This is a genomic window from Wenxinia marina DSM 24838 (assembly GCF_000379485.1).
In the GTDB taxonomy this organism is placed as follows: domain Bacteria; phylum Pseudomonadota; class Alphaproteobacteria; order Rhodobacterales; family Rhodobacteraceae; genus Wenxinia; species Wenxinia marina.
The window spans coordinates 25,650-43,609 of record NZ_KB902310.1; the positions used below are offsets into that span (position 1 = coordinate 25,650).

The window sequence follows — 17,960 nt, forward strand, 5'->3', positions numbered from 1 at the left end:
CAGAATCCACCCGCCCCGGCCTCGAGCCGGGGCCTCTTCGCCGTGGCGTTCTCCCCCTCGGCGAGGCCCCGGCTCGAGGCCGGGGCGGGTAGTCTGGAGCGGCGGACCGTCCGCCCGCCGCCCTGACTCTCGTTTACTCCGCGATCATCGGATCGCCCTTCGGGTGCTCGGGCTGCGCCAGCTCCGGCGCGGGGCGCGGGGCGAGCATCAGGATCGTGTAGCCGAGAATCGCCGACACGATGGATCCGGCCAGAACCCCCAGACGCACCTCGTTCATCAGGTCGGCCTCCGGAAAGCTGAGCCCGCCGATGAACAGCGACATGGTGAAGCCGATGCCGGCGAGGCAGGCGACGCCGAGGATGTGCGACCATTGCGCTCCGTGCGGCAGGCGCGCCAGCCCCAGCTTCACGATGAGCCAGGTGATCCCGAAGACGCCCACCAGCTTGCCCACGATCAGCCCGCCCGCGATGCCGAGGGGAAGGGGCAGCAGCAGGTCCGCCGGCGCGATGCCCGCAAGCACGACGCCGGCGTTCGCGAAGGCGAAGATCGGCAGGATCATGAAGTTGACCCACGGCGTCAGCCCGTGTTCGACCGAATGCAGCGGCGACTTGCCGTACCGGTCCTTCAGCGGAATGAAGAAGGCGGTGACCACGCCCGCGATGGTGGCGTGCACGCCCGACTTCAGGACGAAGAACCACATGATCGTGCCGAGGATGATCGCCGGCGCGAGCGCGTGCGTGCCGCGGATGTTGTACCAGACGAGGCCGAGCAGCGGCAGCACCGCCAGCATCAGGTAATCGACCTGCAGGTTCGCCGTGTAGAAGAAGGCGATGATCAGGATGGCGCCGATGTCGTCGAGGATCGCCAGGGTCAGCAGGAACACCTTCAGCGACGCCGGCGCGCGGCTGCCGACGAGCGCGAGGATGCCGAGGGCGAAGGCGATGTCGGTCGCGGCCGGGATCGCCCAGCCCTGAATCGACGGCAGATCCCAGTTCAGCCAGACGAAGATCGCGGCCGGCAACGCCATGCCGCCCACCGCCGCCATGCCGGGCAGGACAATGTCGCGGGGGTTCTTGAGCTTGCCGATCAGGATCTCGCGCTTCAGCTCCATCCCCACGAGGAAGAAGAAGATCGCCATCAGACCGTCGTTGATCCACAGGAGCAGCGGCTTCTCCAGCCCCTCGCCGTTGAGCGTGACAGCGAAGTACGAGGCGAGGGCGCCCTGGTAGTAGGGAGCGAGGGCCGAGTTCGCGACCATCATCGCCGCGGCGGCCGACAGCATCAGAAGGACCCCGCCTGCGGCCTCGTGCTCGAGGAGGCGGCCGATCGCCGTCCGGTGGTACCTTTGAGTGCTGTCCATCCGCTTGTTCCCGTCCCTTTTCCGTTGGAATTGTGTGTCGACCTAGGAAATCGGGCAACCCGTTCAAGGAGGCGTGATGCGGCTGGATCACCTGGCGATCGTGGGGGCGGACCTTGCCGACGCCGCCGCCTGGGCGGAGGCGCGCCTCGGGGTGCCGCTGCGGCCCGGCGGGCGGCATGCGCGGTTCGCCACCTGGAACCGTCTCGTGCGGCTGGGGCCGGGCGAATACCTCGAAATCATCGCCCCCGATCCGGAGGCGCCGGACCCCGGCCGGCCGCGGTGGTTCGGGCTGTCCGCACCGCCCGCCGCCCCTCGTCTCGGCAACTGGATATGCGCCGTGCCCGACATCGCGGAGGCCCTTGTTCCCTTGCCCGAGGCGGGTCCGGCACTCGACCTTGCACGGGACGATCTGCGCTGGCGGATCGGCGTGCCGGAGGACGGGTCGCTGCCCGCGGAGGGCGGGCTGCCGACGCTGATCGAGTGGCAGTCCGGCACCCACCCGGCCGAGCGGCTGCCGGACGACGGGCTGTCCCTCGCCGCACTGGAAGTCCGCCATCCGGAGGCGCGCGCGCTGGCCGACCGCCTCGCGGGACGGCTCGCGGATCCCAGGGTGCGGTTCATCGTCGCGCCCGCCCCGTCGCTGTCCGCGCGCCTGTCGACACCGGCCGGCGAGGTCGTCCTGTGATCCGCCCCGCGACCCCGGCCGACGCCGCCGCCATCGCCGCCATCTGGAACCACTACATCCGCGAGACGACCGTCACCTTCCTGCCGGACGAGAAGACCGATGCCGACATCCGCGCGACCCTCGCCGCGGACCGCGGCCTGTTCGTGCACGAGGGGCCGGACGGGGTGGACGGGTTCGCCCGCTACTTCCAGTTCCGCGGCGGCGCCGGCTATCGCCATACCTGCGAGCATACGGTGCTGCTGGCGCCGGGAACGGGCGGACAGGGGGCCGGCCGCGCGCTGATGGCGGCGGTGGAGGACCATGCGCGGGCGGGCGGGGTGCATGCGCTGTTCGCGGGCGTCTCGGCCGAGAACCCGGGCGCCGTCGCATTCCACGCGCGGATCGGCTTTGCCGAGGTGGCGCGGCTGCCCGAGGTCGGCCGCAAGTTCGGCCGCTGGATCGACCTCGTGCTGATGCAGAAATTCCTGTGAATGCCGCGGTGCGGCGGTTCCGCGTGGCCGCGCCGGGCGGTAAGCTGCCCCCCATGTCGATCTGGACCCGCATCGCCGACGCCCTGGCCGCCCTCGCGAACGGCGAGAGCCTGGCGTCCGTGTTCGATCGGCTGCGCACGCCGCCCGAGCGGTCGGTCGGCTTCGCGATCGCGGTGATCGCCCTCGGCGCCAAGATGGCCAAGGCCGACGGCCTCGTCACACGCGACGAGGTGACGGCCTTCCGCGAGGTGTTCAGCATCCCGCCGCAGGAGGAGGCGAACGCCGCGCGGGTGTTCAACCTCGCCCGGCAGGACGTGGCGGGGTTCGACGACTACGCCCGCCGGATCGCGACGATGTTCCGCGGGCCGGACGGGCCGCTGTCCGATCTGCTGGAGGGCCTCTTCCACATCGCGGTCGCCGACGGCGCGTATCACCCGGCCGAAGACGCGTTCCTGGCTGAGGTGGCGCGGATTTTCGGCATCGGCGAGCGGCCCTTCGCCTCCATGCGCGCCCGCTTCGTCCCCGATTCGGAGCCCGACCCCTACGAGGTGCTGGGCGTCGCGCCGGACGCGCCGACGGCCGAGGTGCGGGCGGCCTGGCGGCGGCTGGTGCGCGACAGCCACCCCGACCGCATGCTGGCCCGCGGCGTGCCGGAAGAGGCGGTGAAGCTGGCGGAGAAGCGTCTCGCCGCGGTCAACCGCGCCTGGGAGCAGATCGAGGCCGAGCGCGCCTGAATGCGCCTCGCCACCTACAACGTCGAATGGTTCGACCATCTGTTCGACGAGTCCGGCCGTCTGCTGGCGGACGGCGGGCGGTCGGGGCGCGAGGGGGTGACGCGGGCCGAGCAGGCCGAGGGGCTGGCGGCGGTGTTCGGCGCGCTGGACGCCGACGCGATCCTCGTCGTCGAGGCACCCGACATCGGCCGCCGCCGCGACGGCCGCGCGGCGCTGGAGGGCTTCGCCGCGCACGCGGGGCTGCGGGCGCGGCGGGTGCTGGCAGGGTTCGCGAACGACACCCAGCAGGAGCTGATGCTGCTCTACGACCCGGACGTCCTGTCGGCGCGGCACGATCCGCGCGGCTGGCCACCGGGCCGTCCCGGCGCCGGCAGCCCGCGCTTCGACGGCACCCTCGACGTGGATCTCGACATTGACGGCCGTCCCGACGCCGTCCGCTGGTCCAAGCCGCCGCTGGAGGCGGAGCTGACGGTGCGCGCCTCTGGCCGCGTCGTGCGCCTGATCGGCGTGCACGCCAAGTCGAAGGCGCCGACGGGCGCGCGGGGCCGCGACACCGTCATGCGTCTCGCGATCGAGAACCGGCGCAAGCAGATGGCGCAGGCCGTCTGGCTGCGGGCGCGGGTGGAGGAGCATCTGAGCGCGGGCGACAGCCTGATCGTCGCGGGGGACTTCAACGACGGCCCGGGCCTCGACGCCTACGAGCGGCTGTTCGGCCGCTCCAGCCTCGAGATCGTGGCGGGCGAGGGCGATGCGCTGCGCCTGTTCGACCCGCACGCGCGGGAGGTGCGCGGCAACCCGACGACGGCGCAGCCCGCCTCGGCCCGCTTCGCCCTGCCCGGCGGGGCGCGCTGGCTGTCGGCGATGCTGGACTACCTGATGGTGTCCGAGGATCTGGCGGCGCTGGCGCCGGTCTGGACCATCTGGCACCCGTTCGACCACCGCCCCTGCTACGAGGACGCGGCCCTGCGGCAGGCGCTGCTGCATGCCTCGGACCATTTCCCGGTGACGCTGGACATCGCGCTGTGACGTGGCCGGCGCGCGTCCGCGCCCTATATCTGCCCCATGAGACATGCGCTTGCCCTCACCGCCCTCCTGCTCGCCCCGCCCGCGCTGGCGCAGGAGACGCCCGAAGACGACGGCCCCGGCCTGATGCAGCAGGGGGCCGACATGTTCTTCCGCGGCCTGATGTCCGAGATGTCGCCGGCCGTGGAGGATTTCCGCGACTTCGCCGAACAGGCGGGGCCGGCCCTGCGGACCTTCATCGACGAGATGGGCGACGACTTCCGCACCGTGATCGCCACCGTGGACGACCTGTCGAACTACGAGGGGCCGGAATTCCTGCCCAACGGCGACATCATCATCCGCCGCCGCCCGGACGCGCCGGACTGGGTGCCACCGGCGCTGCGCGACGGCGAGGTCGAGCCGGGCGAGGAGATCGACCTCTAGCAGGACGGCGTCCGGCGCTCGCGCGCGCCTTTGGCGGCGCATCGCCCCGCCCGCCGTCCCCGGCGATGGGGCGCTTCCCATATCGGCGTTCTAGGGGGGCCGAGCCGGGGTCGCCTTTGCTGGGGAAGCGGTTCAGGGGCAGGTATGCCCTGAACGCGCCTCTTGTTAGCGTGCTGCGATTCGCCGGAGCGTCAAGGATGCCCGGCTGCGCCGGCGCGCTTCGCGCGTCCTTGACCCTCCGCCGAATCGCGAAGGGGCGCTCAATCCCTGGGGCGGATCACCTTGCCCTCGGCGCCGAGGGACGAGACGAGGGCGGCGAAGCGTTTCTCGGCGACCTCGCCGAACAACTGCCGGCCCTCGGGCGCGACCTTGATCTCCAGCACCTTCTTCTGCGAGCGCCAGGTCAGCGCCGCCGGCACGCCGCCGCCCGCGAGCCACAGCATCGCGCCGAGGCGCATCGCCTTGCCCAGCACCTCGGCCTCCTTCAGCTCGCGGTCCTCCAGCAGCGAGAACAGCGGCTCGTAGCGCGAGCCTTCGCGCTTGTTGGTGTAGCGGTGCAGGAGGGCGAGGCCGAGATAGACCCGCTCCCAGTGCTTCAGCCCGCCGAGGTTGGCGCGGGTGGCGTTGTCGAAGCAGACCTCGGGCCGGTAGTCGGGATGCGCGCGCCAGCTGACGTCGTGCAGCAGGCAGGCGGCGCGGATGATCCGCTTCTTCTGCCAGTCGGCGCGCGGAAACAGCGGCGCGACGAAGTCGTACAGCTTGGCGCCGAAGCCGGGCAGGCGCGCATCCTTGTTCTCGGCGAAGCGGCAGGCCTCGATCAGCGGGTCGCGCAGGCGCATCGCCTCGGGCATCTGTTCGTACAGCATGCCCTCGCGGATGCCGTAGCTGCTGACGGTGATGTCCTTCGGCTTGAAGGTCTTCACGACCTGGTCGAGAACAAGGACCGCAAGCGGGACGAGGCTCATCCGTTCGGCCGAGATCGACAGCTTGCCGCGCAGCGCCTCGATGTCGGCGGTCTCGATGTATTCGCGGGTCTCGGCGACCTGCCGGGTCGTCATCCGGTATTCGTGCAGCACCGTGAGCGGGTAGCCGCGCCGCTCCATGTCGACGCGGGCGATGGCGCGCCAGCTGCCGCCGACGAGGAACAGGCGCATCCCCGTCTCCTCGGCCATGTTGGCGTGCAGGGTCGAGACGATGCCCTTGATGTGCGCCTTCAGCCCCTTCTTGCCGCCGGAGACGGTCTTGAGCTTGAGCGGGCCGAGGGGCGAGGTGAGGCGGCGGCCGACCTGTCCGTCGGCGAGGTCGGCGAGTTCCATCGACGAGCCGCCGATGTCGCAGACGAGGCCGTAGGACCCCGGCCATCCGAGCAGCACCCCCTGCGCGGAGAGGCGCGCCTCCTCGTTGCCGTCGATGACGTGGACGGTCAGGCCGGTCTTGCGCTCGATCTCGTCGCAGAAGTCGGCGCCGTCCTCGGCCTCGCGCACGGCGGCGGTGGCGACCACGGTAAGGGACGAGACGTTCATGCCCTCGCCCAGCTTGGCGAAGCGGGCGAGCGCGCCCTTGGCGCGGGTGCGCCCCTCGGGGTTCAGGCGGCCGGTCTCGGAGAGGCCGCTGCCGAGGGCGCACATGATCTTCTCGTTGTAGAAATAGGCGGGCGAGCGGGCGGCGCCGTCGAACACGACCATCCGGACCGAGTTCGATCCGACGTCGACCACGCCCACGCGGCTGAGGTCCTGCGCCTCGGGGTCGGCGAAGAGGGGCCGTCCGAAGGGGCCCCAGTCCGGCGCCGCGGCGCCTTCGGTCTGTCCGTCCATGGGCCCCCTCAGGCTGGATCGGTCCGACCATGTAAGCCGGGCGGCGGGGTGTCAACATTGGGGGACGGCGGCGTGCCGGACCGGCGGGCGTCAGTCGTCGGAGTGGGTCAGCTGGGGCACGTCGTCGGCACCGGCGGAGCCGCGGCCCGACAGGGACGGGTTCTCCATGAAGAACCGGTGGCACGAGAAGGCCCGCCCGTCCTCGGGCAGGGCGGCGCGGGTGAAGCGGCCGTCGGGCCCCATGGTCCAGCTCGACGCGACGTCGGCGAGGTTGGCGGCCATGATCTGCTCCATGATCTGCGCCTTGACCGTGGGGTTCACCGCCTCGACCAGCGTCTCGACCCGGCGGGTCAGGTTGCGGCCCATCCAGTCGGCGGACGAGAAGAACACGCGCGCGCCGCGCCAGGGCAGGGCATGGCCGTTGCCGAAGCAGACGATGCGGGAATGTTCGAGGAAGCGGCCGACGATGGATTTCACGCGGATGTTCTCGCTGAGGCCCGCGACGCCGGGGCGCAGGCCGCAGATTCCGCGGATGACGAGGCTGATCCGCACCCCGTCGCGGCTGGCGGCGTAGAGGGCGTCGATCACGTCCTCCTCGATCAGCGAGTTCATCTTGGCCCAGATCTCGCCCGGCCGGCCGGCGCGGGCGTGCGCCGCCTCGGCGGCGATCAGCTCCAGCAGGCGCGTCTTCAGCCCGTCGGGCGACAAAGCGAGGTTCTCCAGCCCCAGCGGCTCGGCATAGCCGCCGACGTAGTTGAAGAGCTTGGAGGCGTCGCGCCCCAGCGCCGGGTTGCAGGTGAAGAGCGACAGGTCGGTGTAGATGCGTGCGGTGACCGGGTGGTAGTTGCCGGTGCCGAAGTGGCTGTAGGTGACGAGGCGCTGGCCCTCGCGCCGCACCACGACGCTGACCTTGGCGTGGGTCTTGAGCGTGGTGAAGCCGTAGACGACATGGGCGCCCGCCCGCTCCAGCCGTCTGCTCTGGCGGATGTTGGCGGCCTCGTCGAACCGCGCCTTCAGCTCCACCAGCGCGGTCACCGACTTGCCGTCCTCGGCCGCCTCGCAGAGGGCGTCGACGATGGGGGAGTTCTTGGAGGTGCGGTAGAGCGTCTGCTTGATCGCCACCACGTCGGGGTCCGTCGCCGCCTGCTTGAGGAAGCGCACCACCATGTCGAACGTCTCGTAGGGGTGGTGCAGCAGCATGTCCTTCTGCCGGATCGCGGCGAACATGTCGCCGTCATGGTCCTGCACCCGCTCGGGGATGCGCGGGGCGAAGGCGGGCCAGAGGAGGTCGGGGCGGTCGTCGGTGACGAGGGTCTTGAGGTCGCCGATGCCGATCAGGCCGTCGACCTCGACCACCTCGCGCTCGGTGATGTGGAGTTCCTCGGTGATGAGGGTCTTCAGCTTCTCCGGCGCGCCGGCGGACAGCTTCATCCGCACCACCTCGCCCCGGCGGCGGCGCTTCAGGGCGACCTCGAACTCGCGCACCAGGTCCTCGGCCTCTTCCTCGACCTCGAGGTCGCTGTCGCGCAGGACGCGGAAGATGCAGCTGGCCTTCAGGCGGTAGCCGGGAAAGAGTCGGTCGAGGAAGAGCAGGCACAGCTCCTCCAGCGGCACCCAGCGGCGGGCGCCGCCGTCGGTCGGCAGCGCGACGAAGCGGTCGACCTGGGACGGCACGGGGAGGAGGGCGCGCAGCGCGCGCTTGTCCGACGTCCGCTCCAGCTGCAGCGCCAGCGCCAGCCCCTCGTTCGGGATGAACGGGAACGGGTGCGCGGGGTCGATGGCGAGCGGCGACAGGACCGGGAAGACGTCGTTGAGGAACGTCTCGCGCAGGTAGTCGAGGTCGGCCTCGTCGGTGATCGCGGCACGCGTGAGGACGTGGATGTCCTGCGCGGCCATCTCGTCCAGCAGGCACTTCAGCACCGACTGCTGGCGGAACATCAGGTCGCGCGCCTCGGCGTCGATCTGGCGCAGCTGCTCGGCCGGGGTCAGGCCGTCGATCGAGGGCGTGGTGTTGCCGGCCATCGCCAGTTCACGCAGGCCGGCGACGCGGACGGTGTAGAACTCGTCGAGGTTGCTGGCCGAGATCGACAGGAAGCGCAGCCGCTCCAGCAGCGGAACGCGGGGGTTCTCGGCCTCTTCGAGGACGCGCCAGTTGAAACCGATCCAGCTGAGCTCGCGGTTGAAGAAGCGGCCCGGCCCCGCGGGGTCGAGATCGTCCAGCGCCTGGGGCGCCGGGAAGTCGGCGGAGAGGAAGTCTGCGGTCGGCACGTCGGGCCGGATATCGTCGGCAGATGACAGGTTCATGGCAGCGCTCCCGCGGGCCGGACCGACTATCACGCGGCGGCGTCCCCGTTGTCCAGAAGCCGCCGGGCGAGGCCGGTGCCGATCCGCTCGCCGCTCGCCAGCGCGGCGCGGTCGAGGCGGTCGACGATCCCGGCCGCGGCGGCGTGGCTGCGCTCGATCCGCGGCACCAGCCAGCGGATCAGGGACGGCGGGGCGGCGATCTGGCGGTCGTAGAACAGCTTGGCCAGCAGCGCGGAGAGGAGCGCGTCGTCGGGATCGACGATCCGAACCACGTTCGTCGCCTGCATCCGGCTGGCGAGGTCGGGCAGCAGGATCGGCCAGGCCGAGGGCGGCCGGTCGGCGGTCAGCAGCAGCCGCCCGCCGCGGGCGCGGATCGCGTTGTGGACGTGGAACAGCGTCTCCTCGGCGCGGCGGGGCAGGCGCTGGACGTTCTCGACCGCCAGCGCCGCGCCGGGCCGGAAGTCGTCGCCCAGGTCCTCGGCCGCGACGACGGCGCCGCCGCTCTGCTCCTGCCAGACCCGGACCAGGTGGCTCTTGCCCGAGCCCGGCGGGCCGACCAGCGCCAGCTTGCCGTCGGGCCAGGGGCCCTCGGCGCCGGTGACCATGACGTAGGCGGCGCGGTTCGAGTCGGACACGAAGAAATCGGCAGGCCCCTGCCGGACCCGGGCCGGCAGTTCGAACGTCAGCTGCCGCGCCATGACTCAGACCTCTCCGGGTCCGCGGTAGAGGGCGCTGTCCTTGTAGCGGTCGATCAGGAAGCGGGCGATGACGCCGATGACGGCCGCCACCGGCACCGCGACCAGCAGGCCGACGAAGCCGAAGAGCGCGCCGAACACGGCGAGCGCGAACAGCAGCCAGACGGGGTGCAGACCGACGGAGGAGCCGACCAGCCACGGTGTCAGGATGTTGCCCTCGACGAACTGGCCGCCCTGGAAGATCGCCCAGACGGCGAGGATCCACCACCACTCGCCCCAGAACTGGAACAGCGCCATGCCGATGGCCAGCGCCCCGCCGACCAGCGCGCCGACGTACGGGATGAAGGTCAGGAAGCCCGCGACCGCGCCGATCACGAGGCCGAAGTTGAGGCCCACCAGCGCCAGCGCGACGGCGTAGAAGACGCCGAGGATCAGGCAGACCGTCCCCTGGCCGCGGATGAAGCTGGCCAGTGTCTCGTCGATGTCGGCGGCGAGGGCGCGGATCGTCGGCGCATGCTCGCGCGGGAGCATGTCGTCGATCCGCGCCACCATCCGGTCCCAGTCGAGCAGGAGGTACACGCTGACCACGGGCACGATGATGACGAGGAACACCACGTTCACCACCGACGCCGCCGAGGCGAGGACGGTCTGCAGCAGCTCGCCGCCCCGCGCCTGGATCGCCTCGCCGATGGTGACGAGCTGGCGGCGGATCGCGCTGCCCTCGTCCATCATCTCGGGAAAGCGCTGGTTCAGCCAGGTCTGCAGCCGCGACGCCATCTCGGGCGCCGTCGCGACGAGGCGCGTCGCCTGGTCGACCAGCGTCGGGATCACGGCGACGACGAGGAGGACGAACAGCATCACGCTGAGAATCGTGATGACCGCGACCGACAGGCCCCGGCTGAGGCCGATCCGCTCCAGCCGGTCGGCGAGCGGGTCGAGGAGGTAGGCAATCGCCCCGCCGAGGATGAAGGGCAGGATCACGTTCCCGAGGAACCACAGCAGCAGGACGAAGATCGCGGCGGCGATCCCCCAGTATTTCAGCTGCTGCTGGATCGTCAGGGTCATGCCGGCACTCTTGGGCGCGAAGTGGCCTTGGATCAAGGGGGCAGGGGGGCGAGGCCGTCGTTGAGCGGCGCCAGCACCTCGGCCACCAGGCCGCGCAGCCAGCGGTGCGCCGGGTGCGCGTCGGTCCGGCGGTGCCAGTACATCGTGATGACCGGCGCCGGCACCTCCATCGGCGGGGCGTAGAGGGCGAGGCCTTCGCGGGCCGCCGCGGCGCGGGCCAGCTGCGCCGGGACCAGCGCCACCGCGTCCGTGGTCGCGACGGTCCGGACGATGCCCGAGAAGAACGGCGTCGTCATCCGCACCCGCCGCTGCCGCCCCAGCGCCTCCAGCGCGGCATCGCCCATCGCCTTGAGCTGCCCGGAGGGCGAGCACAGGATCTGCGTCAGGTCGCAGAACAGGTCGAGCGGGACGGTGTCGCCCTCCGCGAGGCGCCCGAGGCGCGGGTTGCCCCGGCGCGCGATCAGCACGAAGGGCGAGCGGAAGACCGGCCGGCTGGCGACCCAGGCCGGCGTCTCCAGCTGCGGCATGAGCACGATGTCGATCCGGTGCTGGTCCAGGTGCTCGAACGACAGGCCGGGGATGAGGTCGAGGAACTGCACCTTCATCTCCGGCGCCTCGGCGAACAGGCGGGCGGCGAGCTGCGGCATCAGCATCTCGGCGAAGAAATCGATGCCCGAGATCTTCAGCGCCTCGTCCGCCTCCTCCGGCTGCCAGCTGCCGGTCGCGCCGGCCATCGCCTCGATCCCGTCGAGGATGTGGCGCAGGGGGCGCTCCAGCCCGAGCGCGAACTCCGTCGGCGCCAGGCCCTGGCCCGCGCGCACGAACAGCTCGTCCCCGAAGGACAGGCGCAGGCGGCCGAGCGCGGCCGAGACGGCGGGCTGCGACAGGCCGAGGCGCTGGCCGGCGCGGGTGACGGATCCCTCGCGCAGGAGGGCGTCCATCACCTTCAGCAGGTTGAGGTCGAACCCGGCCAGATTCATCGGACGGCTCCATCCATCGGACGGATGAACCTTATATCAACGTTCGATTGGTCAGGACGATAGGCCGGCGGATATATCCTCGTCCATCGCCTCCGGCAGCCGCCGGGGCGAGCAGACCCAAACCATTTTCAAGCCTCTGTCCGGGGGTGCGTGCGGCGCGTCCGCCGCCCCCCGGGCCATTGATACGGAGACATCCCATGCTCGATTCCCGCCTCGGCCCCGGCTCGCTCGACTGGAACGGCACCCTCTACCGCACCATCCTGTCCACCGCCGACACCGGCGGCGCGATGTCGGTCACCGACAGTGTCTCGCCGCCACGTTCCGGCCCGCCACGCCATGTCCACCACGCCGAGGACGAGACCTTCGTCGTCCTGACCGGCGAGGTCGAGTTCTGGCTGGAAGGCGAGCGCTTCGTCCGCGGCCCCGGCGAGACCGCCTACATCCTCCGCGGGAGGGAGCACACCTACCGCACCGCCAGCGACGTCCCCTCGCGCCACCTCGTCATCCTGACGCCCGGCGGGTTCGAGGGCTTCTTCGCCGAGATGGCGCAGAACGCCTATCAAATCCCGGCCGACATGGACGCGATCGTGGAGTCCGCTACGCGGCACAACCTCGCCTTCACCGGCCCGCCGCTTGGCGACGTCGACTGACGGAAACGGGACAGACAGACCCGGCCGGCCTCCCGGACCCTGCGCCGCAGCGGCCGGGGAGGGCCGGCCGCACATCGGGAAAGGAACAGGACGTGAAAGGTCTCCCCTTCGCTTTCTTCGCGGCCGCGGTGATCGCGGTCACCTGCGGCATGGGCCTCGGCATCTTCATGGGCGCCAGCGGCGATCACAGTTACGCCGACACCCACGCGCACCTCAACCTCATCGGCTGGGTCACGATGGCGCTGTTCGGCGTCTACTATCAGCTGACGCCCCAGGCGGCGCGCACGACGCTGGCCCGGGTGCACTTCGCCGTGGCGCTCCTCGGCGTGGTCACCATCGTGCCCGGCATCGCCATCGTCACCCACGGCGGGACCGAGCTGTGGAGCAGCATCGGCAGCCTGCTGACGTTCGCATCGATGCTGATCTTCCTGTTCGCGGTGTTCCGCCACGGCCTCGGCGCCGGTGCCGGGCAGGGGCGGAGCCTTCCGGGCGGCGTGCCGGCGGAGTGACGACAGGTCCGGGTCGGGCGATCCCGCCTTGCCCGGACCGGCCGCGCCGGCCTATCCTTCGGTCATTGATCGACCTCGACGGATTTGACCCATGCGCATTAATCTCGCCGCGGCCGTTGCCGCCACCCTCGCCACTGCCGCCGCCGCCGGCTTCTTCGGCACGCCCACCGGCGGCTGGGGCTTCGACGATCCGCCGCCGCGGCCGGCGCAGCCCAGGCTCCCCTGACCGCCGCTTGCCGGTCCGGGGGCGATGTCCTAGACGTCTCCGGACCCTGATCCGGAGCCTCCTCCCATGCGCCTCAGCCGCTACTTCCTGCCCGTCCTGAGGGAGACCCCCGCCGAGGCGCAGATCGCCAGCCACCGGCTGATGCTGCGCGCGGGAATGATCAAGCAGCAGCAGGCGGGCATCTATTCCTGGCTGCCGCTCGGCTTCCGCGTGCTGAAGAACATCGAGCGGATCGTGCACGAGGAGCAGCAGCGCGCCGGACACATCCCGCTGCTGATGCCGACGCTGCAGCCGGCCGAGCTGTGGCGCGAGTCCGGCCGCTACGACGCCTACGGGCCCGAGATGCTTCGCATCCGCGACCGGCAGGACCGCGACATGCTGTTCGGGCCGACGAACGAGGAGATGATTACCGACATCTTCCGCAGCCACGTGTCGTCCTACAAGGACCTGCCGCTGACCTTGTACCACATCCAGTGGAAGTTCCGGGACGAGATGCGCCCCCGCTTCGGCGTGATGCGGGGGCGCGAGTTCCTGATGAAGGACGGCTACAACTTCGACGTCACGAAGGAGGACGCCCTCCACGCCTACAACCGCCACATGGTCAGCTACCTGCGCACCTACGAGCGGATGGGCCTGACCGCGATCCCGATGCGCGCCGACTCGGGGCCGATCGGCGGCGACGACACGCACGAGTTCCTGGTGCTGGCCGAGACCGGCGAGAGCGAGGTCTTCTACGACGACCGGGTGACGAACCGCGAGCTCGGCAAGCGGGACATCGACTACGACGACCGCGCCCAGGTGGCGGCGGTGTGCGAGGAGTTCACGCAGCTCTACGCCCGCACGGACGAGACCCACGATTCCGGCATCTGGGAGGCCGAGGTCCCCGAAGAGCACCGCAAGGTCGGACGCGGCATCGAAGTGGGACAGATCTTCTACTTCGGCACCAAGTATTCCGAACCAATGGGCGCCACCGTGCAGACCGCCGACGGCGCCACGGTGCCGGTGCACATGGGCTCCCACGGGATCGGCGTCAGCCGCCTCGTCGGCGCGATCATTGAGGCGAGCCACGACGACAGGGGCATCATCTGGCCCGAGGGCGTGACGCCGTTCCATTGCGGCATCGTGAACCTGCGCCAGGGCGACGCCGAGACCGACGCGGCCTGCGAGGCGCTCTACCGCGATCTGCAGGGGAAGGGCCTCGACCCGCTCTACGACGACCGCGACGCGCGGGCGGGCGAGAAGTTCGCGACGATGGACCTGATCGGCCTGCCGTGGCGGATCACCGTCGGCCCTCGTGGCCTGAAGGAAGGCAAGGTCGAGCTGACCTCGCGGCGGACCGGCGACAGCGAGGAACTGACGCCGGCGCAGGCGGTGGAGAGGGTCGCCGGGATCTACGCCGGGCGCTGAGGCCGCGATTTCCACGCGGAAATCGGGCACGGAAATCGCGCGATTTCCGTGCCGCTCTCACGGCTCGTAGATGAAAATCTCCTCCAGCGGCTTGTCGAAGGCGGCCGCGATGCGGAACGCCAGCTCCAGCGTGGGCGCGTACTTGGCGTTCTCGATCGCGACGATGGTCTGCCGGGTCACGCCGACCGCTTCGGCCAGCGCCTTCTGCGTCATCTCGCCGGCGTCGAAGCGGTGCCGGCGGATCGTGTTGCGGATCGGCAGCGCCATCACGCCGCCCGCCGGTAGAGCGCGAGCCGCAGCACGTTGCCGACGAGGTCGGACAGGGCGAAGCCGGCCAGCACGATCGTGAACGCCGCCAGCGCCCCCCAGCCGACCGCGAGCGCCCCGAGGCCGAGGATGAAGCCGGCCGAGGCGACGATCACCGTCGCCACCATGCCCCGCAGCCGGATCGCCCGGTCGCGCTCGTCGAAGCCGGTGTCGGGCGAGCCGTCGCCGGTGGCGATGCCGTAGAGGATGTTCACCAGGATCGCCGCGACGGCGGTGGCGACGGCCGACACCGGGATCACCCACAGGACCAGCCGCGCCCAGTGGACGAGGCCGTCCTCGCCGGCGTAGCCGTCCCAGCCGGTCCAGATGCGGCTGCCGAACCAGGCCACCACGGCGAGGTTGACGAGGATGGCGGCGATCACGTTGCGTTCTTCGTAGGTCATCGGAGGAGGTCCATGTCTTGTCTGGTGGACCTCAGGTACGCCCGAGCCGACCTTGTGTAAAGTATACTTAACATGTGGTCCGGAAAACCCGACCCCTTGACCTGGCCGGGCCGTCGCCTTCAGATGCGCCGGCAAAGGGCAGGGAGGACGAGATGGCCGAACGCGCACTGATCACCTGGGGCGGCTGGCCGGGGCACGAGCCGGACAAGGTCGCGGACCTCTTCGCCGGTCTGCTGCGGGGCGAGGGGATGGAGGTCGAGGTGACCGACAGCCTCGACTGCTTCGACGAGGCGGACCGGCTGACGGAGCTGTCGCTGATCGTGCCGGTCTGGACGATGTCCAAGCTGTCCAAGGAAGCGGCGACCAACGTCTCCGAGGCTGTGGCACGAGGCACCGGCCTCGCCGGGTGCCACGGCGGCATGTGCGACGCCTTCCGCGAGAACGTGCTTTGGCAGTTCATGACCGGCGCCAACTGGGTCGCCCATCCCGGCGGCGACGGCGTGCCCTATACGGTCGAGATCGTCTCCGACGATCCGCTCGTCGCCGGGATCGGCGAATTCGAGGTCGAGAGCGAGCAGTACTACCTGCACACCGACCCGGCGAACAAGGTGCTGGCGATCACCCGCTTTCCGACCGTGCCGTGGTACCATTCGGTGAACGGCCCGGTGGAGATGCCGGTGGCGTGGACCCGCGGCTGGGGGCACGGGCGCGTCTACTACAATGCGCTCGGTCACAAGGCGTCGGTGATCGAGGACGGGCCGGCGTTCGAAATGCTCAAGCGCGGGCTGCTCTGGGCCGCCGCGGGCAAGGCCGGAGCGGCGGACGATGTCTCGTCGTTCCAGAGCGAGGGCAACCACTACTGACAGGGGCCCCTGCGACGGCGGCGTCGGGTGGGTGAAACCCACAGACGCGATCCCGGTGGCTCAGCCCCCCACCCCTCGGCGCGACGGAGGGCAGCGTCCTGCTGGGGGGCCAGCGGCTGTTTCGGGCCGGAGAAGCCGACGCCGGTTCCACCGACCCGCCCCGGCCCGAGCCGGGGGCCGATGATCGGCAGGGCGCCGGGCCCAAGAGGCCCCGGGTCGAGCCCGGGGCGGGTTTGCGAACGGCGGCCGTGGTCAGAACTTCGCGCCCCGGCCTTGAGCCGGCGGCCTAGGGTGGGTGAAACCCACCACCGCGAGTCCGGTAGCTCAGCCCCCCGCCACTCGGCGCGAAAGAGGGCAGCGCGCGGCCGTGGTGCGGCCAGCGGCTGATCCGGACGGGAGAAGCCGACGCCGGTTCTACTGACCCGCCCCGGCCCCGAGCCGGGGGCCCGATGATCGGCAGGGCGCCGGGCCCGCGAGGCCCCGGGTCGAGCCCGGGGCGGGCTTGCGAACGGCGGCGGTGGTCAGAACTTCGCGCCCCCGGCCTTGAGCCGATCGGCGGCGTGGTCAGAACTTCGCGCCCCGGCCTTGAGCCGGGGCCTCGTGGGGCGGGGGCGCACCGTATCCGCAGGCCCCCCGGGGCAGGTCCCCCCGAAGGCCCTCCGCCCTCACCTCTGCCGCCGGTACTCCCGCCGCGACGCCTCGTGGATCGGCCAGGGCTGGACCGTCACGCCGATCTCCACCTGCCGGTGCGGCTCCACCGCCGGGCGGGTGCCGCCGCCCTCCGGCTCGCCCCAGACCAGGGTCAGCCGCGTCCCCGGCTCCGCCTGTGCCGCCTCGACCGTCGCCAGCGACAGCCACGCCCGTTCGTTGGCCGAGTAGGAGGCGGAGGTGGACAGGCCGACCAGCCGGTCGCCGTCCCGGACCTCGTCGTAGGGGTGCGTGGCGTAATGCGCCGTCGGCCATTCCAGGAACTTCGGCGCCAGCCCGTCGCGCATCGCGCCGCGCACCACCTCCAGCACGCTCTCCTCGTCCCAGACCAGCGTCACCTTGTGCCGCCTCGGCTGGTCCGCCGCCATCGCCTCCAGCGCGGCGCGGCCGGTGAAGTCGTGGTCGAACTTCATCACCCGGTCGTACTCCAGGTCCCACGGCGTCATGTAGTAGTCCGCGATGTCGTCCGACAGGAATGACCCGCCCAGCGAGCACGCCGCCTCGAAGCTGCGGTCGGTCAGCCAGTCGCGGTAGGCCGCGGTCGACCCGCCTGAATAGACCGCCGGCAAAGGAGAGCTGATCCAGCCCGACTCGGTGTTCGCCGTCGAGTAGGCCCGCCCGCCGGCCGGCCGCAGGCCGTGGGCGCGGCCGGCCCCCAGCAGCGCCTCGCGCACCGCGGGGCCGTCCTCGGCGGGACCCCAGATCTCCAGCCCCTGCGCCCCGCCCATGCCGTGGGCGAGCGTCCGCGCGGTGCGGCCGGCGATGGTGATCTCGCCCATGTTGAAGAACTTCGTGACGAGCGGCCCGCCCTCGTTCGCCGCCTCCAGCACCGCCATCGCGGCGGGGCCCTGCACTTCGAACCGATAGGTCTTCCGCGCCGCGTCCGGCGCGTCCAGCCGCCGCTCGTCCCGCTCCACCGTCACGTCGTAGTCGCCGGTCTCGGCGTGAAACTGCACCCAGTTCGGCACGCAGGGGCGGCCGACGATGTTGACCGCGTCGTCTTCCAGCCCGAAGAGGATCGCGTCGCCGACGAGGAAACCGTCCTCGGTGCAGCAGACGATCTGCTTGGCCTTGTTGCGGCCGAAGCCCTTGAAGGAGTTGATCCCCAGATCCGAGATCAGCCGGATCGTGTCGGGGCCGGAGACGTAGAGGTCGGTCATGTGCACCGACTGGTCGAACAGCACCGCCGCCTCGCGCCAGGCGCGCACCTCCTCGATCCAGGTGGAGAACTCGGGCGCGATGGGGAACTGGTAGCGGCCCGTGGGCGCGGTGCGCAGCATCGTCACCGCCGAGGGGTACCCGGCGAGCTTGTCCGACAGGGAGGGCATGGGAGG

The 17,960-nt window shown here is 71.0% G+C and carries 19 protein-coding genes; 10 read left to right on the forward strand and 9 right to left on the reverse strand.

Annotation, left to right across the window (positions count from 1 at the left end; translation table 11 throughout):
• Nucleotides 1-133: 133 nt before the first annotated feature.
• Entirely contained in the window at nt 134-1,360 is a 1,227-nt protein-coding gene (gene nhaA, locus A37W_RS0114835) for a Na+/H+ antiporter NhaA (protein WP_018303822.1), read from the reverse strand.
• Between the two features lie 76 nt (nt 1,361-1,436).
• Between nhaA and A37W_RS0114840 the strand changes: the two genes are divergently transcribed.
• From A37W_RS0114840 to A37W_RS0114860, 5 genes are read left to right on the forward strand one after another with little or no spacing between them, the layout of a single operon-like run.
• On the forward strand, nt 1,437-2,045 hold the full coding sequence (locus tag A37W_RS0114840; RefSeq protein WP_018303823.1) for a VOC family protein: 609 nt from the start codon (nt 1,437-1,439) through the stop codon (nt 2,043-2,045).
• Nucleotides 2,042-2,515, forward strand: a complete 474-nt coding sequence (locus A37W_RS0114845; protein ID WP_018303824.1) for a GNAT family N-acetyltransferase — start codon at nt 2,042-2,044, stop codon at nt 2,513-2,515. Before A37W_RS0114840 ends, A37W_RS0114845 begins: the two co-directional genes overlap by 4 nt.
• Nucleotides 2,516-2,568: 53 nt before the next feature.
• On the forward strand, nt 2,569-3,249 hold the full coding sequence (locus A37W_RS0114850) for a molecular chaperone DjiA (protein ID WP_026198521.1): 681 nt from the start codon (nt 2,569-2,571) through the stop codon (nt 3,247-3,249).
• Nucleotides 3,250-4,275, forward strand: coding sequence for an endonuclease/exonuclease/phosphatase family protein (locus A37W_RS0114855; protein ID WP_018303826.1), 1,026 nt, complete (start codon nt 3,250-3,252; stop codon nt 4,273-4,275). It abuts the gene before it with no gap.
• 36 nt (nt 4,276-4,311) lie between these two features.
• A complete protein-coding gene (locus A37W_RS0114860) occupies nt 4,312-4,695 on the forward strand; it encodes a hypothetical protein (protein WP_018303827.1) in 384 nt (127 codons plus the stop codon).
• Between the two features lie 260 nt (nt 4,696-4,955).
• Here the strand turns inward: A37W_RS0114860 and A37W_RS0114865 are convergent, their stop codons facing one another.
• The 5 genes from A37W_RS0114865 to A37W_RS0114885 form a co-directional block, all read right to left on the reverse strand.
• Nucleotides 4,956-6,509: a Ppx/GppA family phosphatase gene (locus A37W_RS0114865; protein ID WP_018303828.1), complete on the reverse strand. Its 1,554-nt coding sequence runs from the start codon at nt 6,507-6,509 to the stop codon at nt 4,956-4,958.
• Nucleotides 6,510-6,599: 90 nt separating this feature from the next.
• Nucleotides 6,600-8,813, reverse strand: a complete 2,214-nt coding sequence (locus tag A37W_RS0114870; RefSeq protein ID WP_018303829.1) for an RNA degradosome polyphosphate kinase — start codon at nt 8,811-8,813, stop codon at nt 6,600-6,602.
• Nucleotides 8,814-8,842: 29 nt separating this feature from the next.
• Nucleotides 8,843-9,511 (reverse strand): P-loop NTPase family protein, encoded by a 669-nt coding sequence (locus A37W_RS0114875; RefSeq protein ID WP_018303830.1) that lies wholly within the window; start codon nt 9,509-9,511, stop codon nt 8,843-8,845.
• 3 nt (nt 9,512-9,514) lie between these two features.
• Entirely contained in the window at nt 9,515-10,573 is a 1,059-nt protein-coding gene (locus A37W_RS0114880) for an AI-2E family transporter (protein WP_018303831.1), read from the reverse strand.
• Between the two features lie 32 nt (nt 10,574-10,605).
• On the reverse strand, nt 10,606-11,553 hold the full coding sequence (locus tag A37W_RS0114885) for a LysR family transcriptional regulator (RefSeq protein ID WP_018303832.1): 948 nt from the start codon (nt 11,551-11,553) through the stop codon (nt 10,606-10,608).
• Between the two features lie 197 nt (nt 11,554-11,750).
• Between A37W_RS0114885 and A37W_RS0114890 the strand changes: the two genes are divergently transcribed.
• The 4 genes from A37W_RS0114890 (at nt 11,751) to proS (ending at nt 14,345) form a co-directional block, all read left to right on the forward strand.
• Nucleotides 11,751-12,203, forward strand: a complete 453-nt coding sequence (locus A37W_RS0114890) for a cupin domain-containing protein (protein ID WP_018303833.1) — start codon at nt 11,751-11,753, stop codon at nt 12,201-12,203.
• A 92-nt stretch (nt 12,204-12,295) separates the two neighbouring features.
• Nucleotides 12,296-12,712: a hypothetical protein gene (locus A37W_RS0114895; RefSeq protein ID WP_018303834.1), complete on the forward strand. Its 417-nt coding sequence runs from the start codon at nt 12,296-12,298 to the stop codon at nt 12,710-12,712.
• 91 nt (nt 12,713-12,803) lie between these two features.
• Nucleotides 12,804-12,938: a hypothetical protein gene (locus tag A37W_RS24590; protein WP_018303835.1), complete on the forward strand. Its 135-nt coding sequence runs from the start codon at nt 12,804-12,806 to the stop codon at nt 12,936-12,938.
• 66 nt (nt 12,939-13,004) lie between these two features.
• Nucleotides 13,005-14,345: a proline--tRNA ligase gene (gene proS, locus A37W_RS0114905; protein WP_018303836.1), complete on the forward strand. Its 1,341-nt coding sequence runs from the start codon at nt 13,005-13,007 to the stop codon at nt 14,343-14,345.
• A 57-nt stretch (nt 14,346-14,402) separates the two neighbouring features.
• On the opposite strand, the gene A37W_RS0114910 is transcribed toward proS, so the two are convergent.
• Entirely contained in the window at nt 14,403-14,612 is a 210-nt protein-coding gene (locus A37W_RS0114910; protein ID WP_018303837.1) for a helix-turn-helix transcriptional regulator, read from the reverse strand.
• On the reverse strand, nt 14,612-15,055 hold the full coding sequence (locus A37W_RS0114915; protein WP_018303838.1) for a hypothetical protein: 444 nt from the start codon (nt 15,053-15,055) through the stop codon (nt 14,612-14,614). The genes A37W_RS0114910 and A37W_RS0114915 overlap by 1 nt, the downstream gene beginning before the upstream one ends.
• A 152-nt stretch (nt 15,056-15,207) precedes the next feature.
• On the opposite strand from A37W_RS0114915, the gene A37W_RS0114920 reads away from it, so the two are divergent.
• The gene (locus tag A37W_RS0114920) at nt 15,208-15,918 is read left to right on the forward strand and encodes a ThuA domain-containing protein (protein ID WP_018303839.1); all 711 of its coding nucleotides are present in this window, start codon (nt 15,208-15,210) and stop codon (nt 15,916-15,918) included.
• Between the two features lie 665 nt (nt 15,919-16,583).
• Here A37W_RS0114920 and A37W_RS0114925 read toward each other — a convergent pair.
• A complete protein-coding gene (locus A37W_RS0114925) occupies nt 16,584-17,954 on the reverse strand; it encodes an aminomethyltransferase family protein (protein WP_018303840.1) in 1,371 nt (456 codons plus the stop codon).
• Nucleotides 17,955-17,960: the final 6 nt, after the last annotated feature.